This window comes from Streptomyces sp. NBC_00459, assembly GCF_036013955.1.
Lineage (GTDB): Bacteria > Actinomycetota > Actinomycetes > Streptomycetales > Streptomycetaceae > Streptomyces.
In genome coordinates this window covers 2,972,020-2,985,638 of record NZ_CP107903.1, presented here as the reverse complement: position 1 = coordinate 2,985,638, position 13,619 = coordinate 2,972,020, and the positions used below count along the sequence as shown (strand labels likewise).

The window sequence follows — 13,619 nt, the reverse complement described above, 5'->3', positions numbered from 1 at the left end:
CAGTGTGAACACCACTCACCGCTGGTCACTTCTTGAGCGTCATGTCGACGTGCCAGGGGTCACCGAACGTGTAAGGCGTCCCGTCGTCGAACTTGCCTTCGCTGGTGAAGATGCCGTCGATGCCGAGTTTCTCCCCTGCCGCGGCCGACTGGAGGATGCCGCACACCTCCGGGACGGTGCCGACAGCCGTGTCCTTGAGGTGGGTGATGATGTCGCCGCCGGCCAGCTTCGCCTCACTCGCCGGGGAATTGCTGGAGACGCTCGACACATACAGACCGTCCACATCAGAATCCTGAAGAATCCGCTGCAGTTCCTCGGCGCCGGCCTGGTCGTCCGCAGGGAAATAGGACGGGAAGTCGGGGTCGGAAATTGCGAGCAGGGATCCCCATCCGGGATTGTTCTTGCTCTTTCCGGCGGCGAGCTCCTTGACAATGGGTGCGGCATGGTCGCTGCTGATCGAGTAGTGCTGGCCCTCGACACCCGTGTAGCTGAAGGAGTTGATCCCGACGAGCTCCGCGTCGCTGTTGAGCAGCGGTCCGCCGGAATTCCCTGGGTTGAGCGTCGCCGAATGCTGGACGGCCGACGGGAAATTGGGCCCGCTCAACTGTCCCTGCTCCGCGACGTCGGGAGACTGGACCAAACCGCTGGTGAGTGCGGGCTTCTGATGGCCGAGGTCGCCTGCTGCCGCCGGATAGCCGATCGCGGTCACTTCGTCACCCTGACCGAGGTCGCCGCTGGTACCGAACTTCACCTCGTCCAGGTCCTTCTGCGGCGTCACGAGCTTCACGACCGCCAGGTCCTCGCACGGATCGCTGCCCAGCAGCCGGACCGGCACGGGCTCACGGTCCTCGATCCGGACCCGAAGAGCACTCTGACCGGCGACCACATGGGCGTTGGTGAGGATGAGACCGTTGTCGGCGTCGTAGATGACGCCCGTACCGAGGGGGGCGACTCCCAGCACCTGTACGGTCGCGGGCGCGACCTGTTCGAAGATCTCCTTGGGGTCGTCCGCCCTGGCCGAAAACCCCGAGGCCGCTGTGACACTCCCGGTCAACGCGATGGCCGATGTGACAGCCACGCACATTCTTCCTGTAGGCCTCATGCGGGCCTCCCGGTGGGAAGCAAATGTCACGTCCAGGATAATGCCCACATAATTCCCTGTCGCGGCGAGGGGGAGTGATAAGGAATGGGTAAAAGGGGTCTGCCGGTCATCCGATCCGACTCCCCGTCAGATGTGCGAACACGACCACATTCCCCTGATAGCCGGTCGACCGCGAATATCTCCCCCCGCAGGTGATGACCCGCAACTCGGCCCGTTTCGCGGCCCCGTACACCTTCTCGTCGGGGAAGTCCTTCGTGTCGTACACCTCGACGGCGTCGACGGTGAAGCGCGCGGTGCTCCCGTCGAGCCGCTCGACCTCGATCGCGACGCCCTTCTCCAGGGCGCCGAGACGGTAGAAGACGGAGGGCCCGTCGGCGTTGTCGACATGCCCGGCCACAATCGCGGTGCCCGACTCGCCGGGCGTCGTACCGGCCTCGTACCAGCCCGCGAGGTCCTCGCGCTCGGCGGGCGGCACGTCCAGGCTGCCGGTGGGGGTGAGGCCGAGGCCCGTCAGCGGGGCGTTCACGCCGATGGCGGGGATGCGGATACGGAGGGGCTGGGAGGGCGGAAGCGCGGGGGAGGCGGACTCCGGACGGACGGACTCCGGGTGGGTGGGCTGCGTACGGGCCTGGGCGGCGGACGGCTGCGGCGGGGCATGGGTCTCGCCGCCGCTGCGCACCAGCCAGGCGCCGGAGCAGAGGGCGGCGACGGTGACGACGGCTATGGCGAGGTTGGTGAATCTGCGCACGAGGGCCTCCGGCCTCATTCTGGTGGTTCGCCCCGACCCCCTCCGGGCCACGAGGGGCGTCGGGCCCGGAGGGGAGGGGACAAGCGGTACCGGCGGACGGACGGCGGAGGACGTCCGTCAGATCCTGTCGCCTCTCGCCCGGCGATGCAGGAGCCAGGTACCGCCCGCGGCGGCGACGGCGAGAGCCGCCACGCCGGCCGCGGTCTGCACGGGGTCGGGACCGAGTGCGCCACCGACCCCCGTCTTCACACTCCCCCTGGGATGCGCCGGGGGATGCGCGGGCGGCCGGGTCGAGGTGAGCGTGACGACCAGATCACCACTGACCTGCCGACCGTGCCCGTCCTCGTCCCCGTTCCCGTGTCCATCGCACCGGGCGACGATCTCGTACGTCCCCGGCTGCGCGCCCGGCGGCACCCGGAACTGCCCGACGGCGACCTCCTTGTGCGTACCGGGCGCGAGAACGAAGGTCCCGGCGCCCACCGCACTGGCATCCCCGGCGGCGGTACCGCCCGCTCCGCAGGCCGTCGTGTTGACGGTGACCTGGGTACCGGGGGTGACGGTCGCCGGGTACACCTCCAGCGTCCCGCCGCCGTTTCCGTAGGCGGGCGCGGCGCCGACCGCCGTCGGCCCGGCGAGGGCGACGGCGAGCGCGGTACCGGTCAGCAGACGGGCGGAGGCGGTACGTCGCATCAGGCTTGCTCCTCCGGGATCCGAGAGCTTGCGAACGGGGTGGTCTGCTACCGAGATAAGTGGCAGGGGCCCGGACGCGCTCTCTGATGAGCCGTCAGAAATACGGTGAACGGGTGGCCGGAGGCCGCGGGAAACGACCGGCGCGTCGCCATTCGGGCAGGTCATCGCCGTACGGCAGGCGTGTCGCGAAAAGAACCGGATGGACGGGGGCCGGGGGTGTGAACGGGTGACCGGGAGAAAGACGACTGCCGGGCTTGACCTCAAGAAAGCTTGAGGTATGAGGCTGTGCCGCATGCAGACACACACTGAATCCAGTGAACGCAGCGAAACCGTCGATCCCGTACGTGTGACCGTGGTCGTCGGCAGCAACCGGGAAGGCCGTTTCGGCCCGGTGGTGGCCGACTGGCTGCTGAACCGGATGGAGAAGCGCGACGACCTCGTGGCGGAGGTCGTGGACGTCGCGGCCACCGCACTCCCGACGACGTTCGCGACCGGCGCGGACGCGAAGGCCCAGCTGGCGACGGTCACCCCGAAGCTGGCGTCGGCGGACGCGTTCATCGTCCTGACCCCCGAGTACAACCACTCCTACCCGGCCGGCCTCAAGAACCTCATCGACTGGCACTACACGGAGTGGCAGGCCAAGCCGGTCGCCTTCGTCTCGTACGGCGGCGTCTCCGGCGGCCTCCGCGCGGTCGAACACCTCCGCCAGGTCTTCGCGGAACTCCACGCGACGACGGTCCGCGACACGGTGTCCTTCCACAACGCGGGTGCGGCGTTCGACGAGGAGGGGCAACTGAGGGACCCGTCGGGCCCGGACGCGGCGGCGAACGTGATGCTGGGGCAAGTGGCCTGGTGGGGGCGGACGTTGAGGGAGGGGCGGGCGGTGCGGGCGTACGGGGGATAAGGCGCCCGGGTCCCGTACTGCGCCCCAGGGCCATAACCGGCGACAATGCCGGTTATGGCCCTCATCGTCGAGATTCACGTACCCCTTGAGGAAGGTCCCGTCACTCCCGAAGGCTCCCGTCCCTTCCCCTGGATCGACCGGGTCGACGACTTCCTCGTGAACCTGGAGGAGGCGGAGGAGCATGACGAGAGCGACGAGTACGAGGGAGTGCATGTCTTCTTCGTCACCGGGGCCCCGGAGACCGTTCTCCTGTCCGTCGCCTCGCGGGTGGCCGCGATGCCGGGCGTACCCGGGGGAGTGTTCGCGGTGGTGACGGACGAGGAGGCAGAGGAGATCGGGGTGGGGCGGCGGGTGGAGTTGTAGGGCGGAGTGGCGGGCAGGGCAAGGGAGTTGTGCCATGTCCGAGAACGAGAGGTCCGCGTGGATACCGAACCGGGTTCTGCGATCGTCCTGACCACCCGCGCAGATCCCGCCCGCATGGACGCCGACTGGAGAACTATCGCGTTGTGGGTCCGCGGGACACCGCCATAGGGTCACCTGCATGTCTTTGCGTCTTCGTATGCGGCAGGCACTTCCGGAAGCGATGCGCGCCCGCGACAAGGTCGCGGTGAGCGCCCTGCGTTCAACACTCGGAGCACTGGACAACGCCGAGGCGGTGCCCGTGGGCGAAACCGAACTCCGCGGTGTGGCACTTGAGTTGTCGCCGGTCGGCGCCGGTACCACCGAAGCGTCGCGGCGCGAGCTGAGCGAGCGCGATGTGGAGGACGTGGTGCGCGCCGAGGCCGCCGAACGGCTTGAGGCAGCCGCTCGGTTGACCACATCGGCGCACGCCGACCGGGCCGCACGGCTCCGCGCGGAGGCCGCCGTCCTGCTTCGTTTCCTGGAGCACCACTGATCATGGCGGGGGTCAACCCGAAGCCGTGCCCCATGGTGAGGACGCCTGTCACTCCGTCGGGACAGTCCCCGACGGCCGCAGGGGTCCCCGCGCTGAGGAAGATGCGGTCCGACTGACCTGTCGGGTCAGTGGATTTCGGTCAACTTCCTTCCGTTCTAGGCTACTTGGGTCGCAGCGGGTTGCCGGTCGGGCTCCGGTGGCATCATCCTCCTGGCCCGCCAGGGGGACGGGCTGTACGAGACGCGGGGGCCGATCGTTGGTTTTACGGATTCACTTCACCTCGGAAGATCTGTCGCGGGTTGTTCTGTCGGGTCGCCCGGATCCGATGTGGGAGGTGCTGCTCAGCATGCACCTGCTCCAGAACCAGGAGGGGCCGCTGGTGTTCGGCCGCTGGCGCAAGCAGGTGGCCGGGCGAGCGGGGCAGGTCTGGGGCGGCGTACGGCTGCTGGCCCCGCCACGGGGTTACTCTCCGGACTTCCTGACCCCCACCTTGCCCGAGGCCGGTGGGGAACTGGACGACGGCATCGAGGCACTGCTGTCCACCCCGCGCCGACGCCTGCGCGCGGATCTCACGGAACTCGCCGAGGACCGGCGGATACCGGCATGGGGGCAGCGGCTGGCCGACGGTGACATACCGTCGCTGCGCGCCCTGGCGGACGCGCTGCGACGACATCACCGACTGGCCGTCGCACCGTTCTGGTCCCACATCCGCGCCCGCTTCGACGCGAACCGGGCCGCCGTGGGAGCGGCGATGCTCAACCAGGGACTCGCGGGAACGCTGCCCCTCCTGCATTCCTCGCTGCGCTGGGAGTCGCCCATCCTGTACGTCGACGGAGGGCACCTGGGGGACGACCTTCATCTGCGAGGGCGCGGGCTGCGACTCGTCCCGTCGTTCTTCTGCTGGCCCGGCCCCACGCTCCTCAAGGACCCGGACCTGCCACCGGTGCTCGTCTACCCGGTCGACCACGATCCGCTCTGGCTCGCGGGAGCTCCCGCCGCCCCGTCGGCAGCCCCCGAGATCGCTCTCGGCGCGCTGCTGGGCAAGACACGGGCCACGGTCCTGCGGGCCGCCGCCGACAGTTGTACGACCACGGATCTGGCCCGGCGCTCCGGCATCTCCCCGGCCAGCGCGAGCCACCACGCCGGGATTCTCCGCGAGGCGCGGCTGCTCAACACCAGGCGGGTGGGCGGGGCGGTGATCCACCACATCACGCCGTTGGGTGCCGCGCTGTTGCACGGAAACGGCTGACCCTGCTCCTTACCCACCGGACAGCGCATCGAATCTCTCCGCGAGGGGTTTTCGACGTACGTCGAACAGATTGCCGAGAGATTGTGATCCGGGCGAGGCTTCTCCCCGCAAGCTCGGCACATGGGGCCAAGTCGCCACTCGGGACAAGGAATTCACGATGCGTACCTCACAAACACTGCGGATACTCGGTGCGGCAGCGGCGGCGGGCGGGCTGCTGCTCACCACGCCGAGCGCGGCCCACGCGGCCAGCGCGGGCTACGGCAGCTATGCGAACGAGGGACTCTATCCGGAGTCCACTTCGTGCTCCGGCTCCTACTACTCCCCGGTCGCGAACCGCACCGTCGTGTACAACGGCTACACCATCACGCTGAAGTACTTCTACAACGGCGCCTGCGGCTCCTTCGCCCGGATCGAGAACGCCCCCACCAACTGCCGGGCCTTCCTGGACCGTTCCGACGACGGCGGTGGCTCCTGGGTGAACACGTCCGAACCGGTCGAAGCCGGACTCAACTACGCATACACCAAGATCGGCAACAACCTCAACGGGCGGGTGTCCCGCGCTGCGCTGGTGTGCAACGACGGCGTCCTCGAACGCACGAACTGGTACTGAGCCCATGTCCCGATGGAGCAGGCTACGTCCCGCAGCGACGCTGTGCGCAGTGACCATGGCGATGGTCACTGCCCTGCTGAGCCCGACGACGACAGCGGCTGCAGCGGACACGGCATCGCCCACGCCGCGCGCCGCGGCCACCGTCACCGTGCCGGCCGGGGTGACGGCGGGAGCCGCCGTCTTCGACCGGCAGACCGGCACTTTCACCGAGCAGTTGAACCCGGCCATGCAGTTCCGGTCGGCCTCCATCGTCAAACTCCTGATCGCGCTGGACTACCTGTGGAACCGCGACCCGGCCTACGAGATCCCCGCCGCCGACCGGGCCCAGTTCAACGCCATGCTCCGCAGCAGCGACGACGACGCGGCCAGTGACTTCTGGGTGCGTGACGGCCGGCGCGCGATCGTCACACGGATGTCCGACGAACTGGAACTCACCAACACGAACCCGCCGCCGGCCGACCAGGACGGTATGTGGGGCTACACGACCACAACGGCCGCGGACACCGTGAAGATCTACCGCTACCTGCTCGACCAGGCGCCCGCCCCCGTCCGCGAACTGATCATGGGTCAGCTGAGGCAGTCGACCCGCTGCTCCGCCACCGACTCCTTCGACCAGCACTTCGGTATCGCGGGCGCCTTCAACCAGCCCTGGGCCGTGAAGCAGGGCTGGTCGGGCTTCGGCGGTGTCGAGAACGGTACGTGCGGCTCCGATGCGTCGGCTCTCGGCACCGCGGCGGATCCGCCCCTCGATGTGACGCGCCCCGCGCTGCACACCACCGGGACGGTGGGCGCCGGTGACCGCTCCATCGTGGCCGTGTTCACCCTGCACCCCGTCGGCGCCACCTACGGCAAGGCCTACACCGACCTGGGCAGGCTGACCCGTTCACTTACCGTTCCCGGCGGCGTGCGCCCGACGGGTACCTGGTTCGGCACCTGGAGCTCCGACGTCAACGTCCGCGCCGGTGCCACGACCGACTCCGACGTGCTCACCCAACTCCCCGCAGGAGTCGAGGTGCTGGTCGGCTGCCAGAAGGAGGGCCAGACCGTCTCGGTCCCCCCGTACACCAATCAGTGGTGGGCCTACCTGCCCCAGTACGGCGGTTATGTCACCAACATCTACATCAGCAGTCCGGGCAATCAACTGCCCAACGTCCCGCTGTGTTCAAGCCGGCAGTAGCTCCCGGAAGTCCTTGCACGGCACCTTTCGACCGAGATCGACAACTAGTGAGAAAACGGTAGGTGGATGACGAGGATCAGCAAGCATCTCTCCCTTTGCGTGGCAGCCCTCGCTCTGACGGTGGGCGGTGTGATTTCCGCCCCTACGGCCAGTGCCGCTTCGGCTGCTGACTGCGTGATTCGGCTGGACAGCCGACTGTGGTGCAATAACGCGTCGCCGGCCAACATACGCGCGAGCGCCCGCCTTCAAGCCGAAATCACGGGACAACTGTTGCTGAATTACAGTTGGTTCGACTGCTGGACCAGCGGCGATCTGCACGGAGGCGGCAATACCACCTGGTATCACACCAAGGGCGATTGGACCCGGCCTGGCTACGACGGGTGGGGCTATGTTCCGGCACAGGCGCTGTACACGTCGAGCGATTTCGATGCCGATCCCACCGCGTACGGTCTGCGGCACTGCTGAGAGTCGACGGACCGATCCGTAAGTAATTCCGGAAAGCCGGAAAGCCGGAAAGCCGGAAAGCCGGAAAGCCGGAAAGCCGGAGTGCTGACAACTGTCCGAACGGGTCCACTCGGTGGCGGAGTCCGACATGGCGCCGGGGACCCAGCGCATACGAATCGAAGCTCCGGTTGACGCCGGGCGACCGGTCAAGTCGCCTGCGTTGTCCGGGGCTTCGATGTATACGTCGTGCACCCGGAGTCACTCGTCACGTTGCGGCGACCGGCGCGCTCACGAGTTCACTTCGACTTTGGAATCGCCTGTGGCCATTGAAGAAACCGGAGATCCGCAGCGAACTGACCAGGCTGCGGCTACGAGGCCACAACGAGCGCACAACGGCTCGGCGGCGGCGCCGCGTTTCGCCGCGGATCGTCCCTACCATCCGGCGTACAGGGGTACGAACAGCGGCCCCGGGTCAGGGGGACACTGTGCAGCCGACATCTTCATGGCCCGTGGTCCAGCGCACCGTCAGCGCCTTCGCGGCCTGCGCCGCCCTGGCCGCAACTTCGGGGTGCACGGTACCCGTTGACGCCGTCACCGGCATCTCGGTGACCGACGACGGTCATCTGGTCGGCGTCATGATGGTCTGCGGACACCACATCGACGGCGCGACTCTGTACGTGGCCGGCGCCGACGCCGACAAGGATGTGACGGTCGGTTCATGGGACGCCGCCCGCTCGCTCAAGGCCGGTCTCGCCACCTGGACCCTCGATGCGCCTGTCGCCGGCTGGACCGCGACCACATCTCTCAAACCGCTTACCGCGAAGACCACTTACACCCTCTACGGCTGGACCAAGGACAACTCGTCGTCGGCGAGCAGCGTCTCCTTCACCCTGACCGACCGGGACCGGCTCACGCCGGGAACGGTTCGCTACGAGGGTGATGAATCCGCGGTCACCGTCCCGGTGGAGGAGTTCAAAGCGAGGGCCTGCGAGGAGGGTTAACCTCAGATGGGAGGTGGCATGATCGCGCCACTTGCGTGGCATCGGTCTTTGACCTCGGGAGAGAGTGAGCCTTTTCCATCATCGGTCTGAGCTGGCCAGATGCAGGGCGAGGACGGCCTGGACGAGGGCGGTGATCCGGGTTGTGGAGCACCGGAGCTTACGCAGGAGCCGCTGGCTCTTGAGGGATGCCATAGCCTGCTCGACGAGGGCGCGGATCTTGGCGTGCGAGCGGTTCACCGCCTTCTGTCCTGGGGAAAGCGTCTTCCAGCGTCCCCAGTACGGGACGCGGACCGTGCCGCTGGCGCTCCGGTAGCCCTTGTCGGCCCAGCAGGTGACGTCGGCCTGAGCGAGGGCGTCGATGATGCCGTGTTCGTGGGCCGCGCGGACGTCGTGGACGGCTCCGGGCAGGGCTGGCGAGACCCACAGCAGCCGGCCGAACGCATCGGTGAGGACTTGCGCGTTCATGCCGTGTTTCTTGTGTTTGCCGGAGTAGAAGGGCTGGTCCGCGGCGATGCGGTCGATCGGCAGCAGCGTCCCGTCCTGGAGGACGAACGCCTTCGTCGACGTGGTGCGGACATCGGCCAAGGTGGGTGCGAGGGTGGTCAGGAGGTCGACGGCCTCGGTGACGTAGCGGTATGCGGTCAGGTCCCGACGCCGAATCCGGCGGCGAGCTGGGAGTAGGTGTGCCCCATGCGCAGGTGGACGAGCGCGAGGAGGGCCTGACGGCTGGCGCTCAGCCTTCGCCAGCGGGAGCTGATCGCATGGCGGTGCCCCCGCAGATGCTCGGCGAGGAAGCGGTGGGTGGAGCTGGAGACGTCCGCGCCGGACGGGTAGACAAGCATGCGAAGCCTCTGGTGGACACGTTTCGCTTGGTCGAAAACTCATCTACCAGGGGCTTCGCCTGGCTGTCAGCTCAACCAGCGGGCTCGCCACACAGGTTGGGCAATGCCGTTCACTGGCACACTGGTTGTCGTGTCCAACTCCTACGCGCAGCCCATCCTGAGAACAGCGGACCTCTCCGAGGGGTTGTGCACCGTCGAGAGGTTGCTTGGAATCGCTGACCTGGGAGGCCTTGAAGTCGATTTCGATGTGCGGATCTCCTCGACTCGCTCGCTTTCGGCGGTGCTGGCCGTGTTGCCGGATGCCGAGTGGTGGGCGGAAGGGGGGAGAAGCGGCTCGTCGGAGCGTGGGGATGATCCATCCGCCTTCTTGCCCATCCGGCTGCGAGGCTGGGCTGAGGCACCGGAGACGGTGAAGCCATTCCTCCAGGCGGTTGGCGACAGCCCAGCGACGGTGCGATGGGACTTCAACGCCTGGCCCGAGGCTCCCGAGGTAGGTCTGGGAGTGGGGGGTACCCGCGGAGCATTCGTCACGCTGTGTGTCCATGCCCGAGACCTCGACCTCGAGGAGCCTGCGGCCGACTGCACCGTTTTCGTCCACGTCAAGCAGGTTGAGGCCGAACGTGCACCGTGGCTAGCAGCCCAAGTCGGGTTGCGGGTGATCGGCGACTTGGTGATGGCGCCGTACTGAGAAGGCTGTGGCACCGGTGCGTCGCTGCCGGGATCGTCCCAGTGGGGATGCACGGCGGTCGTCAGAAATGCTCAGGCTCTCCTGATGACAGATCGCCAGTCTCGGATGCAGGAGAGGCGCTGAGTCGAAACGACAAGTTGGAAAAGGCTCCGTGCCTGAATGGCAAGGTATTGCAGAGGGAGGTGACCATGGGAATGCAAAGTAATTCCGTAAGGAAAGGCCGATTCGGTGGTGTCGCATTGGCTTGCCTGGTGGCTTCCCTGCTTCCTGTAATAGTCGGGTGCAGTGACCGCAGTCCTATTCCTGAGCCCGACATCAAGCTAGATGCAATGGTTCTTCCTTTTGGAGGAATCGTGGACGATGAATGTGGCGGCGAATATGTAACCCAGAAGGATGTGGCGGGTTCCGGAGGTGACTCTCGAACATTGCATGCGACTAATTGGTGGAACTCGCGGCTGGGGAACACCGCTGCGGGGTGCACTCTCTATCATTTCGTCGGCTTTTATGGGGATGCGGGCTTTGCGGAAGAAGTTTTTGATGCCCAGTCGCCCGAGAAGTACTACTCTAGAACGTGGCCATGGAAGCCGAAATTTGCCGATGCCCCTGAAGGTCTGTACGCAGAGAGTAGCCGCCTGATCTGCTTGGACGGGAACCGTGTGGCCGGATGTACTGAGTGGTACTACTGGGCAAGGTACGGATCCGTCCTGACCGCAGTGTCGATGTCTCATCTGGCCGGAGATCCGCCGAAAATTAAGGAAGGAGACTTCACCCGGATCGTTCGCAATGTTGACACGCGAATACACGAGACACTCGATGCCGGGTAAAGGATCAGTGTCAATACTCGCGTGAGGTAGCACAAGGCTGCTTATGGAATCGTATTCGTAGCCTTTGGGGGACTGTTGGCATCCGGATGCCATGGTATTGAGGTTGCGCTCAATGGCTCTGGTGATCTGGATGAGGTCGGGGCGACGAGAATCCAACAGGTGGTTGGCGGCGCTACGGCTCGCGTCTACCATCCGGTGTGCAGGGCTGCTATTGACGCCGTTACCGGTATCTCGGTGACCTGTGACGGTCATTTGGTCGGCGTCACGATGGTCTGTGGCATCACATCGACGACCGCAAGCACATCTCTCAAACCACTCACCGCCGAGAACCAATTAGACCCTCTACGATTGAACCAAGGACAGCTCGTGGCCGTCGAACAGCATCTCCTTCCCGCTGACCGACCGCCGACCGGCTCACGCCGGGGACGGTTCGCCATGAGCATTACGAATCAGCGGTGACCGTCCCGGTGTCGGAGTTCAAGGCCAAGGCCTGCGAGGGCAGTTAGCGCATGCGGTCGTCGGTGACGGCGGTTCGGAACGTTTTCCAGGCGCTGGGGCGGAGACGGAGGGCCGGGCTCGTCGGGGTCTTGGAGTCGCGTATCGCGATGGTAGTGGGGATGTTGGTGGCTACCTCGACGCACTCGGCCGCTTCGTTGCTGTAGCTGGACTTGCGGTAGTCAAATTCAGGCACAACTCACAGCTCCTTGCGTAGCTTGCGGATGAAGGACACCGATTCCCGCCCGTCGAGGGAGCGTTCGGCGATTTTCTCGAACAGTTCATCGTAGGCCGCCGCGCCCTCACCACCCTCCACCCAGCGCTCTACGAAGGGGGACTCTACGTAGACAACGTCCATGGCCCAGGGCTCAGCGAACGAGATGATGTTGAACGAGCCGTTGAGGCCTGCGTGCGTTCCGGCGCTGAAGGGGAAGACTCGGAGGTCGACATTAGGTTGGTCGGCCACCTTGACGAGCTCTTCGAGTTGACCAATGGCTGTGGCTGCGTCGCCAGGGAAGCCGGAGAACTGCCTCGTAGATCACCACTCGCAGGAACAGCGGCGTGCCATTGGACAGACGACGTTGGCGAGCTAGCCGCGCCGCGATGAACTCCTCATCCGATTGGAATCCCTTGCCTACCTGCGCTCCTGGACTCGTCCTCAGTGCCCGTACGTACTCTGGCGTTTGAAGCAACCCCGGAACGAACGCGGGCTGCCAAGCCTTGACAGCCGTCGCCGCGCTCTCCAGTGTGACGTACTCCTGCATCACCCCGTGGATCGTGTAGCCGTCCCACCATCCCTTGGCCTTGCGGCGCTCGCGGTCGACCCGTGCCAGTTCGAGAAGTCCGCCCACCGTCCCGGGATCGTGGACCCCGTACAACTCGCACAACGCCCGGATGTCCGGGTCGCGGACGGGAACCCAGCCACCCTCCATCTTCGCGACCTTGGTCGTGGACGCGGTGAGTGCCTTGCCCGCCTGGGTCTGGTTGAGGCCGGCTGCTGTGCGCAACTTCGTGAGTTCGCCGCCGAGTCGGCGTCCCAGGACGGTGGATGTGCTGTAGCCCTGCGTCGGCTGGCGTGCGGTCACGGTGGTGTTCCTCCTGGCGTTGGTGCGCGGCCAGTATCCTCACCGACTGGGGCCACCCCGAACTCGCTCCCGACACCGCCCTGTTGGTCTCCGAGCTCGGCGGCAACGCCGTACTGCACGGGTGTCTCCGGGACCGTTTCTTCCGAGTGGAACTCGCCCTCACCAAGCGCGCCGTACGCGTCAGCGTCTCCGACCCCCGGGGCGAATTACTGCCGCGCACACGCGAAGCCGCCCCCGATGAGATGTTCGGGCGGGGACTCCTCATCGTCGGTGCCGTCGCCGACCGCTGGGGCGTGACCGAACTGACCGTCGGCAAGCTCGTCTGGTGCGAGCTGGACGTCGTACGCGGCGTGCACGGCGTACGACAGACGGCGAACGAGCAGGAGCCGCACCCCGCGCCCGCCCCCGTAGCTGCCCCCGCCCACGCCCCCACACGAAACCGTCAGCGACACCCTGCGGCAAGATGGGCCTCATGAGCATCGTAAAGATCAACGTACTCACCGTTGCCGAAGAGCAGCGCGAGGTGCTGGAGAAGCGGTTCGCGTCGCGGGCCGGTGCCGTCGAGGGGTCGGACGGGTTCGAGTGGTTCGAGCTGCTTCGGCCGGTCGAGGGCACCGACAGCTACCTGGTGTACACGCGGTGGCGCAGCGAGGAGGACTTCCAGGCCTGGATGGCGGGCCCGATGCAGTCCGCGCACCGCCCCGCGTCCCCAGGCGGGGAGCAGCCCAAGCCCGCCGCCTCCGGATCGACGCTCTGGTCCTTCGAGGTGGTCCAGCAGGCAGCCCCCAAGCAGAGCTGAGCGCCACCACCGGGCCCGTCCTTGCGGCGCGCCGAACGGCAGTAACCAGCCGTCTCTGGCGCGCCG

16 protein-coding genes and 2 pseudogenes are annotated in these 13,619 nt (G+C 66.6%); 12 read left to right on the top strand and 6 right to left on the bottom strand.

Going from position 1 to position 13,619, the window contains the following annotated elements; all coding sequences use genetic code 11:
• Nucleotides 1–25: 25 nt before the first annotated feature.
• The 3 genes from OHN74_RS13090 to OHN74_RS13080 all read right to left on the bottom strand — a co-directional run bounded on the left by OHN74_RS13090 (nt 26) and on the right by OHN74_RS13080 (nt 2,540).
• The gene (locus OHN74_RS13090; RefSeq protein ID WP_443060384.1) at nt 26–1,084 is read right to left on the bottom strand and encodes a S1C family serine protease; all 1,059 of its coding nucleotides are present in this window, start codon (nt 1,082–1,084) and stop codon (nt 26–28) included.
• A gap of 124 nt (nt 1,085–1,208) precedes the next feature.
• Nucleotides 1,209–1,868, bottom strand: a complete 660-nt coding sequence (locus tag OHN74_RS13085; protein WP_443060383.1) for a class F sortase — start codon at nt 1,866–1,868, stop codon at nt 1,209–1,211.
• Nucleotides 1,869–1,967: 99 nt separating this feature from the next.
• Nucleotides 1,968–2,540, bottom strand: a complete 573-nt coding sequence (locus tag OHN74_RS13080) for a hypothetical protein (protein WP_327694742.1) — start codon at nt 2,538–2,540, stop codon at nt 1,968–1,970.
• 292 nt (nt 2,541–2,832) lie between these two features.
• Between OHN74_RS13080 and OHN74_RS13075 the strand changes: the two genes are divergently transcribed.
• The 8 genes from OHN74_RS13075 (at nt 2,833) to OHN74_RS13040 (ending at nt 8,820) form a co-directional block, all read left to right on the top strand.
• Nucleotides 2,833–3,444, top strand: coding sequence for an NADPH-dependent FMN reductase (locus tag OHN74_RS13075; protein WP_327694741.1), 612 nt, complete (start codon nt 2,833–2,835; stop codon nt 3,442–3,444).
• A gap of 54 nt (nt 3,445–3,498) precedes the next feature.
• Nucleotides 3,499–3,807: a hypothetical protein gene (locus tag OHN74_RS13070; RefSeq protein WP_327694740.1), complete on the top strand. Its 309-nt coding sequence runs from the start codon at nt 3,499–3,501 to the stop codon at nt 3,805–3,807.
• A 220-nt stretch (nt 3,808–4,027) separates the two neighbouring features.
• The gene (locus tag OHN74_RS13065; protein ID WP_327700099.1) at nt 4,028–4,339 is read left to right on the top strand and encodes a hypothetical protein; all 312 of its coding nucleotides are present in this window, start codon (nt 4,028–4,030) and stop codon (nt 4,337–4,339) included.
• 325 nt (nt 4,340–4,664) lie between these two features.
• Nucleotides 4,665–5,588 carry an ArsR/SmtB family transcription factor gene (locus OHN74_RS13060; protein WP_327694739.1) on the top strand — a complete coding sequence of 308 codons (924 nt, stop codon included), beginning with the start codon at nt 4,665–4,667 and terminating at the stop codon, nt 5,586–5,588.
• 157 nt (nt 5,589–5,745) lie between these two features.
• On the top strand, nt 5,746–6,198 hold the full coding sequence (locus OHN74_RS13055) for a hypothetical protein (RefSeq protein WP_327694738.1): 453 nt from the start codon (nt 5,746–5,748) through the stop codon (nt 6,196–6,198).
• 55 nt (nt 6,199–6,253) lie between these two features.
• On the top strand, nt 6,254–7,375 hold the full coding sequence (locus OHN74_RS13050) for an SH3 domain-containing protein (protein WP_327700098.1): 1,122 nt from the start codon (nt 6,254–6,256) through the stop codon (nt 7,373–7,375).
• A gap of 66 nt (nt 7,376–7,441) precedes the next feature.
• Nucleotides 7,442–7,840 (top strand): hypothetical protein, encoded by a 399-nt coding sequence (locus tag OHN74_RS13045; RefSeq protein WP_327694737.1) that lies wholly within the window; start codon nt 7,442–7,444, stop codon nt 7,838–7,840.
• A gap of 488 nt (nt 7,841–8,328) precedes the next feature.
• Nucleotides 8,329–8,820, top strand: a complete 492-nt coding sequence (locus OHN74_RS13040; RefSeq protein WP_327694736.1) for a hypothetical protein — start codon at nt 8,329–8,331, stop codon at nt 8,818–8,820.
• A 78-nt stretch (nt 8,821–8,898) separates the two neighbouring features.
• On the opposite strand, the pseudogene OHN74_RS13035 reads toward OHN74_RS13040, so the two are convergent.
• Nucleotides 8,899–9,662, bottom strand: a pseudogene (locus OHN74_RS13035) (transposase family protein).
• A 130-nt stretch (nt 9,663–9,792) separates the two neighbouring features.
• Between OHN74_RS13035 and OHN74_RS13030 the strand changes: the two are divergent.
• The gene (locus tag OHN74_RS13030; protein ID WP_327694735.1) at nt 9,793–10,350 is read left to right on the top strand and encodes a hypothetical protein; all 558 of its coding nucleotides are present in this window, start codon (nt 9,793–9,795) and stop codon (nt 10,348–10,350) included.
• A 188-nt stretch (nt 10,351–10,538) separates the two neighbouring features.
• Nucleotides 10,539–11,174, top strand: coding sequence for a hypothetical protein (locus OHN74_RS13025; RefSeq protein ID WP_327694734.1), 636 nt, complete (start codon nt 10,539–10,541; stop codon nt 11,172–11,174).
• A 502-nt stretch (nt 11,175–11,676) separates the two neighbouring features.
• On the opposite strand, the gene OHN74_RS13020 is transcribed toward OHN74_RS13025, so the two are convergent.
• Entirely contained in the window at nt 11,677–11,865 is a 189-nt protein-coding gene (locus tag OHN74_RS13020) for a DUF397 domain-containing protein (RefSeq protein WP_327694733.1), read from the bottom strand.
• A gap of 3 nt (nt 11,866–11,868) precedes the next feature.
• Nucleotides 11,869–12,754, bottom strand: a pseudogene (locus tag OHN74_RS13015) (helix-turn-helix domain-containing protein).
• Between OHN74_RS13015 and OHN74_RS13010 the strand changes: the two are divergent.
• The gene (locus OHN74_RS13010; RefSeq protein ID WP_327694732.1) at nt 12,745–13,230 is read left to right on the top strand and encodes an ATP-binding protein; all 486 of its coding nucleotides are present in this window, start codon (nt 12,745–12,747) and stop codon (nt 13,228–13,230) included. The pseudogene OHN74_RS13015 and the gene OHN74_RS13010 overlap by 10 nt on opposite strands.
• On the top strand, nt 13,227–13,553 hold the full coding sequence (locus OHN74_RS13005) for an antibiotic biosynthesis monooxygenase family protein (protein ID WP_327694731.1): 327 nt from the start codon (nt 13,227–13,229) through the stop codon (nt 13,551–13,553). The genes OHN74_RS13010 and OHN74_RS13005 overlap by 4 nt, the downstream gene beginning before the upstream one ends.
• The last annotated feature ends 66 nt before the right edge of the window (nt 13,554–13,619 follow it).